General features: G+C 66.1%; 6 protein-coding genes and 3 tRNA genes. 1 reads left to right on the top strand and 8 read right to left on the bottom strand.

Going from position 1 to position 7,720, the window contains the following annotated elements:
• From tuf to hisN, 8 genes are all read right to left on the bottom strand, one after another.
• Positions 1–1,191, bottom strand: a complete 1,191-nt coding sequence (gene tuf, locus AOZ49_RS22930) for an elongation factor Tu (RefSeq protein ID WP_054430954.1) — start codon at positions 1,189–1,191, stop codon at positions 1–3.
• Between the two features lie 68 nt (positions 1,192–1,259).
• Positions 1,260–1,334 (bottom strand) — tRNA-Thr (locus tag AOZ49_RS22925).
• Positions 1,335–1,346: 12 nt separating this feature from the next.
• Positions 1,347–1,420, bottom strand: a tRNA-Gly gene (locus AOZ49_RS22920).
• Positions 1,421–1,569: 149 nt separating this feature from the next.
• Positions 1,570–1,656: transfer RNA gene (locus tag AOZ49_RS22915), tRNA-Tyr, on the bottom strand.
• A 113-nt stretch (positions 1,657–1,769) separates the two neighbouring features.
• Positions 1,770–2,933 carry an iron-containing alcohol dehydrogenase gene (locus tag AOZ49_RS22910; protein ID WP_054477923.1) on the bottom strand — a complete coding sequence of 388 codons (1,164 nt, stop codon included), beginning with the start codon at positions 2,931–2,933 and terminating at the stop codon, positions 1,770–1,772.
• 20 nt (positions 2,934–2,953) lie between these two features.
• Positions 2,954–4,345 carry an aldehyde dehydrogenase family protein gene (locus AOZ49_RS22905; protein WP_054477921.1) on the bottom strand — a complete coding sequence of 464 codons (1,392 nt, stop codon included), beginning with the start codon at positions 4,343–4,345 and terminating at the stop codon, positions 2,954–2,956.
• Positions 4,346–4,388: 43 nt separating this feature from the next.
• Positions 4,389–5,774, bottom strand: a complete 1,386-nt coding sequence (locus tag AOZ49_RS22900) for a glutamine synthetase family protein (RefSeq protein WP_054477919.1) — start codon at positions 5,772–5,774, stop codon at positions 4,389–4,391.
• Positions 5,775–5,838: 64 nt separating this feature from the next.
• A complete protein-coding gene (gene hisN, locus AOZ49_RS22895) occupies positions 5,839–6,645 on the bottom strand; it encodes a histidinol-phosphatase (protein ID WP_054477936.1) in 807 nt (268 codons plus the stop codon).
• Between the two features lie 203 nt (positions 6,646–6,848).
• On the opposite strand from hisN, the gene AOZ49_RS22890 reads away from it, so the two are divergent.
• On the top strand, positions 6,849–7,720 hold an 872-nt coding region (locus tag AOZ49_RS22890), incomplete at its 3' end, for an ABC transporter substrate-binding protein (RefSeq protein ID WP_156355726.1).

Here is a 7,720-nt window from a genome sequence, read left to right as displayed (position 1 = left end):
TTACTTCAGGATCTTGGCGACGACGCCGGCGCCGACGGTACGACCGCCTTCACGGATGGCGAAACGCAGACCTTCTTCCATGGCGATCGGGGCCAGCAGCTTGACGGTCATCGTCACGTTGTCGCCCGGCAGAACCATTTCCTTGTCGGCCGGCAGGTCGATCGTGCCCGTCACGTCCGTCGTGCGGAAGTAGAACTGGGGACGATAGCCGTTGAAGAACGGGGTGTGGCGGCCGCCTTCTTCCTTGGACAGGATGTACACCTCGGACGTGAAGTCCGTGTGCGGGGTGATCGAGCCCGGCTTGGCCAGAACCTGGCCGCGCTGGACGTCTTCACGCTTGGTGCCGCGCAGCAGGATGCCCACGTTGTCGCCGGCTTGACCTTGGTCCAGCAGCTTGCGGAACATTTCCACGCCGGTGCAGGTCGTCTTGACCGTCGGGACGATACCGACGATTTCGATTTCTTCGCCGACCTTGATGATGCCGCGTTCGATACGGCCGGTCACCACGGTGCCGCGACCCGAGATCGAGAACACGTCTTCAACCGGCATCAGGAACGCGCCGTCAACGGCACGCTCGGGCGTCGGGATGTAGGTGTCCAGGGCTTGGGCCAGCGACAGGATCGCTTGCTCGCCCAGTTCGCCCTTGTCGCCTTCCAGCGCCAGCTTGGCCGAACCCTTCACGATCGGGGTGTCGTCGCCCGGGAAGTCGTACTTGCTCAGCAGTTCGCGAACTTCCATTTCCACCAGCTCGAGCAGCTCGGCGTCGTCAACCATGTCGGCCTTGTTCAGGAAGACGATGATGTACGGCACGCCAACCTGGCGGCTCAGCAGGATATGTTCGCGCGTTTGCGGCATCGGGCCGTCAGCGGCCGACACGACCAGGATCGCGCCGTCCATCTGGGCGGCGCCCGTGATCATGTTCTTGACGTAGTCAGCGTGGCCCGGGCAGTCAACGTGCGCGTAGTGGCGCGATTCCGTTTCGTACTCGACGTGGGCCGTGTTGATCGTGATGCCGCGTGCCTTTTCTTCAGGAGCCGCGTCGATCTGGTCGTAGCCCTTGGCTTCGCCGCCGAACTTGCTCGACAGAACGGTCGTGATCGCCGCCGTCAACGTCGTTTTGCCGTGGTCAACGTGACCAATCGTACCCACGTTCACGTGCGGCTTGGTACGTTCAAACTTGCCTTTTGCCATGGCTGACTCCTGACCTGGATTGCGCTTTTGACTGAAGCTGCTGACTGAAGATAAGACTTTGGAATTTGTGGTGCCCATGGCGCGGATCGAACGCGCGACCTCTCCCTTACCAAGGGAGTGCTCTACCACTGAGCCACATGGGCATGTGTACTGCTTGGAGCGGGTGAAGGGAATCGAACCCTCGTCGTAAGCTTGGAAGGCTTCTGCTCTACCATTGAGCTACACCCGCGGCTGTCCTTTCACCACCTCACTACTTTTCCCAGACTTTCAAAATCAAGGCCCGGAGAACTTACCGCCTTCGTTGCGAAGGCCGCCCAGTTCCCTAGGCCTACATTTTAAAATCCAGGCAAACATCGCCTGGATTCAGGTTTGGGTCTCTGGTGGAGGAGGTTGGATTCGAACCAACGTAGGCGCAAGGCCAACAGATTTACAGTCTGCCCCCTTTAACCACTCGGGCACCCCTCCAGCGGAGAACTTGAGATTATGAACACTTTCAAATCCGCTGTCAAACGCCTGGGACGAAAAATATTCAAATCTTTTGCTCTTCCTGCCGCGTTTCCGCGCAGAGGGGGCGAAGCTTACAAGATTCCGCGAACGGCTGCACGAAAAAGTTCAGCGTACTGGTCCGGCGCGTAGGCGACGGGGTTGGTGCCGCCCGACGGATCCTCGCTCGCCATGCGCCCTACCCGCTCGGCCTCGGCGTCATCGATACCGATGTCGGCCAGGGTGTGCGGGATGCCGACGGTCTCGCGCAGCGCCAGCACCCAGTCGAGCACGGCGCCGGGGCTGTCGTCAGGCAAGGCCAGGTAGCGCGCCAGCGCCTGCAGCCGCGGCGCGACCGCGTGCTGGTTGGCCTTGAGCACATAGGGCATGAGGATGGCGTTGAGCATGCCGTGGTGCGCGTCGTACAGCGCCCCCAGCGGATGCGCCAGCGCGTGCATCGCGCCCAGCCCGCGCTGGAACGCGGTGGCGCCCATGCTGGAGGCCACCAGCATCTGCTGGCGAGCCTGCAGGTCCGCGCCATCGGCCACCGCCTGCGGCAGGTATTCCTTGACGATGCGCATGCCTTCGAGCGCGATGCCGGCGGCCATCGGATGGAAGAACGGCGAACAGTAGGCTTCGAGGTTGTGCGACAGCGCATCCATGCCCGTGGCCGCGGTGATGCGCGGCGGCAGGCCGACGGTGAGTTCGGGGTCGAGAATCACGATGGCGGGCAGCATGCGCGCGTGGAAGATGATGCGCTTGACCTGCGCCGCCTCGTCGGTGATGACGGAGGCGCGTCCCACTTCCGAGCCCGTGCCCGCGGTGGTCGGCACCGCCACCACCGGCGCCATGCCGGCGACGTTCACGCGCAGGTAGTTGTCGCCCACGTCCTCGAAATCCCACAGTGGACGCTTCTGCCCGGCCATCAGCGCGATGGCCTTGGCCGCGTCCAGCGCCGAGCCGCCGCCGAACGCGATGACGCCATCGTGGCGGCCTTCGCGATAACGCGCCACGCCATCGTCCACGTTGCGGCCGGTGGGGTTGCCCTTCACTTCGTGGAACAGGCCGCATTCGAGTCCGGCCTGGCGGCAGCCGCGAACCGCGTCGGCGATCATGGGCAGCGCGGCCAGGCCGGGATCGGTGACCAGCAAGGGCCGCGCCATGCCGAGTTCGCGGCACCAGTCGGGCAATTCCTTGATGCGGCCGGGGCCCGCCTTGATGGCGGTGGGATAGTTCCAGTTGACGCTGGGGACAGTCATGTCGGCTCCTGGTCGCGCGCTCAGGCGGTGCGGCGCAGATGGAAGGATTTGGCTTGGGTGAGCTGTTCGTAGCCGACGCGCGACAACGAAACGCCGCGGCCGGTTTGCTTGACGCCGGTCCACGCCAGCGCGGGATCGAGGTAGTCGCAGCGGTTCATGAAGACGGTGCCGGTGCGCAACTGGCGGCCGAGATGCAGGGCGGCGTCTTCGTCCTGCGTGAAGACGGCGGCGGTCAGGCCATAGGGGCTGTCGTTCATCAGGGCCACGGCCTCTTCATCGCTGTCGACGGGCATCACGCCAACCACGGGGCCGAAGCATTCATCATTCATCACGCGCATGCGGTGGTCGACCTGCGTCAGCAGCGCGGGCGCCACGTACGGCGTGCCGGCGCGCGCGGCGTCGAAACGCGCGGCATCGACCAGGTTGCGGGCGCCGCGCGATTCCGCCTCGGCGATGACCTCGCGCACCTCGTCGGCGGCGCGCGTGCGCACCACCGGACCCAGCGTGGTGTCTTGCCGCAAGGGATCGCCCAGCACGTACTCGCGGGTCAGCGCCGCGGCGCGATCGATGAAGTCCTGGTAGCGTGCGCGCGCCACGTAGATGCGCTGGATGCCGCAGCACGATTGGCCGGAGTTGAAGAAGGCGCCGTCGACCAGCGTCTCGACCGCGTGCGCCAGGTTGGCGTCGGCGCGCACATAGGCGGGGTCGTTGCCGCCCAGCTCCAGGCCCACGCCGATGAAGCGGCCGGCCGCGGCCTGCTCCACGCTCTGGCCGCCGCGCACCGAACCGGTGAAGGACACGTAGCCGATCTCGGGCGCGCGGATCAGCCGCTGCGCGATGTCATGGTTCGCATGCAGGTACTGGAACACGCCATGCGGCACGCCGGCCTCGCTGAAGGCGCGGCCGATGAGCTCGGCGCACAGCGGCGTCTGGTCGGAGTGCTTGAGGATGACGGTGTTGCCGGCCATCAGCGCCGGCACGATGCTGTTCACCGCCGTCAGCAGCGGATAGTTCCACGGCGCGATGGTGAGCGCCACGCCGATCGGCTCGCGGCTGATGAAGCGCGTGAAGCCCGCGATCTCCGGCACGTGGACCGGCGCCAGCGCTTCGGCGGCGATGCCGATCATGTGGCGCGCGCGCGCTTCGAAGCCATCGACTTCACCCGGCGTGTAGCGCAGGGGACGGCCCATCTGGATCGTGATGGCGCGCGCGATCTCGGCCTTGCCCGCGACAAAGCGCGTCACGGCCTCGGACAGGATGCGGCCACGCTGCTCGATGCCGAGCGCGTGCCACGCGCCCTGCGCGACCTGCGCGTCGGCCAGCGCCTGCGCGACCTGCGCCTCGCTGGCGTAGGGGCGGCGCACGACTTCGCGGCCGTCGATGGGACTGATGGTGATGAGTTCCTGCGTCATGGCGACCCTGTGCTTGCGTGGTGGATGAGTGAAGCGGCGGTGTTCAGATGATCTCGAAGTAGCGCGCCAGCTCCCAATCGGTGACGTGGCGCCGGAACTGGCGTTCTTCCCATTCGCGCGTGGCGGCGTAGTGTTCGACGAAGGCGGCGCCGAACAGCTCGCGCGCGGCCTCCGACTGGCGCAGGCGCTGCGCCGCTTCCCACAGCGTGGTGGGCAGGCGCAGGTGGTCGGGAAACTGCTGCGTGTAGGCGTTGCCCTGCACCATCGGCTCGGGTCTCAGACCCTGTTCGATGCCGTGCAGGCCTGACGCCAACGCGGCGGACAACGCCAGGTACGGATTGGCGTCGGCCGAGCCGATGCGCACTTCGACGCGCTGCGACTTGTCGCTGCCCGGGATGAGGCGCAATGCGGTGGTGCGGTTCTCCATGCCCCAGGTCGCGTCCAGCGGCGCCCAGTAGCCCGGCACCAGGCGCGAATAGCTGTTGATGGTCTGCGCGTACAGCGCCATGAATTCGGGCAGGTAGCGCTGCACGCCGGCCATGAAGGCTTCCTGCGTCGCGCTCATGCCGTGCGGGCGCGACTCGTCGTAGAACGCCGAGCGGCCGCTGGTGCGGTCGCGCAGAGACAGGTGGATGTGGCCGCTCTGGCCGGGATGATCGTGCGACCACTTCGCCATGAAGGTGGCCATCAGGCCGTTCTGCTGCGCCAGCGCCTTGGTGAAGGTCTTGAAGAGGAAGGCCTTGTCGCCGGCGGCGGCGGCCTGGTCGACCGCGATGGCCGCCTCCAGCACGCCGGGACCGGTCTCGGTATGCAGGCCCTCGATCGGCATGTCCATGCGCTCGCACATGTCGAGCAGCTTGCGGTAGAAATCGCCCTGCACCGTGCTGCGCAGCACCGAGTAGCCGAAGTTGCCGGGGGTCCAGTTCTCCATGTCGCGGTAGTGCTTGGCGCGCACCGAGTGCGGCGTCTCGCGGAACATGAAGAACTCGTATTCGAGCGCGGCGTAGACCTCGAAGCCCATGCCGGCGGCGCGGTCCAGCGTGCGGTGCAGCAGGCGGCGCGGGCAGATGTCGGCCGCGGGGCCTTCGAACTCGGCCAGGAACAGCAGCATGTCCTCGCCGCCGGGCCCCTGCCCCAGCGGCAACCGGCGGCAGGTGCTGGGCACGATGCGCAGCTTGGCATCGGGATAGGCCGTATGCCAGCCGGTGTACTTGGTGTTGTCGTAGAGCTGGTCGTCCAGGTCCCAGCCGAACACCACGTCGCAGAACGCCAGCCCGCCGCGCAGCGCGGCCAGGAATTTGTCGCGCCTGACATACTTGCCCAGCATGACGCCATCGACGTCGGACAGGCCGATCTTGATATGCGAGAGCGTGCTGGCCTGGACCAGCCGCTCCGCGTCTTCCACCGTTGCTACCCCTAGTGCATGCATGGCTCGTTCACCTTGTCGTGGCTGAAGCGTTGCGTTGACGTGCGGGGTCGCGGGGCGCGGTGTTTCAGGTCACGGCCGCCCCCAGCATCCGCATCGCCTCGCGATGCAGCTGCGGCGTGGCGGCCGCGATCACGCGGCCCTGCGACGCGAGGCCTAACGGCTGCCCCGACCAATCGGTAATGACGCCGCCCGCGCCTTCGATCACGGGCATCAGCGCCAGATAGTCATACGGCTGCAGGCCGGCCTCGACCACCAGGTCGACATGGCCGCTGGCCAGCAGGCCATAGCTGTAGCAATCGCCGCCATAGCGGCGCATGCGCACCGAGCGCGCCAGCGCCTCGAACGCGTCCAGGTCGGCGCCTTGGAAGATGTCGGGCGAGGTGGCGTAGAGAATCGCCTGGTCCAGTCCGGTGCACTGGCGCGCGCGGCAGGGTTCGCCATTCAGGCGCGCGGGCGAACCGGCAACGCCCAGCCAGCGTTCGGCCATCATGGGAATGTCGATCAGGCCCAGCACCGGGCGGCCGCGGTGCAGCAGGCCCAGCAGCGTGCCCCACAGGGGATTGCCGGAGATGAAGGCGCGGGTGCCGTCGATGGGATCGAGCGACCACACCCACTCGGCCTCCGCATGGCTGGCGCCGTATTCCTCGCCGAAGATGCCGTGATCCGGATACTCGCGGGCGATGGCCGCGCGCAGCGCTTCCTCGACCTCGCGGTCGGCACGGGTGACGGGACTTTCATCCGCTTTGGTCTCCACCGTCAGGGGGTGGCGGAACCACTGGCGCGACAAGGGCCGGACCTGGTCCGCCAGCGTCTGGGCGAACGAGGAAAACGCGGCCAATTGCTGCGCATTAAGCGGCGGCGAAGTTTGCATGACGAGCTCCGAGGCGTGGCGCGGCGCGGAAATACCCATGCGATTCGGGTTTTTCCAGTCTAGACACGTTGCCACAAATTTGCAAATATACCTAAAAACGCAACCCGGGAAACGCAACGTTTCCTCGCGCAACCTTACCGCCCCGCCGTCCGCAGAAAAGCAGCTCATCGCCGTTGCCGTGTATTCCTTTCCGGAGTTCCATCATGCAATGTAAGAAGAAGCTTGGTCTTGTGGTTGCAGTAATTTCCCTAGGTTTTGCCCAGGCCGTCCACGCCGGCGCCATCACCGTCTACACCGCGCTGGAGGAAGACGAGATCGCGGCCTACCTGAAGGCCGCCAACGCCGCCCTGCCGGATGTGAAGGTGAACGTGCTGCGCCTGTCCACCGGCGACCTGGGCGCGCGCCTGATCGCCGAGGCCGGCAATCCGCAGCAGGACGTGATCTGGGGCTTCGCCGTCAGCAACATGCTGGACCCGCGCCTGCAGAAGCTGCTGGAGCCGTATGCGGCCAAGGGCATCGACGCGCTGCCGGCGCAATACAAGGCCGCCGACAACAAGTGGTTCGCCGCCACCGGCTACGTGGCCGCGTTCTGTGTCAACACCGACCGGCTCAAATCCAAGAACCTGCCGATGCCGACCTCCTGGGAGGATCTGGCCAAGCCGGTCTACAAGGGCGAGATCGTCATCCCCAGCCCGGCCGCATCCGGCACCGGTTATCTGCAGATCGTCGCGCTGCTGCAGGGCCTGGGCGCCGAGAAAGGCTGGGCGCTGCTCAAGGACCTGGACAAGAACGTGGCGCAGTACACACCGTCGGGGTCGCGCCCCTGCAAGATGGCGCGCGCCGGCGAGTATGCGATCGGCGTGTCGTTCGCGTTCCCGGCGATGCAATCGATCGAGGAAGGCTTTCCGGTGAAGATGGTGATCCCGTCGAAATGGGTGGGCTACGAGCTGGAAGCCTCGGGCCTGATGAAGACCGCCAAGAATCCCGCGGACGCCAAGCGCTTCCTCGACTGGACGCTGTCGGCGCAGGCCGGCGGGCTGTACAGCAAGTACAAGGAACTGGTGACGATTCCGGG

Origin of the sequence: Achromobacter sp. 2789STDY5608615, assembly GCF_001298995.1 — a bacterium.
In the GTDB taxonomy this organism is placed as follows: domain Bacteria; phylum Pseudomonadota; class Gammaproteobacteria; order Burkholderiales; family Burkholderiaceae_B; genus Achromobacter; species Achromobacter insuavis.
This window is presented reverse-complemented; position numbering and strand designations above follow the sequence as displayed.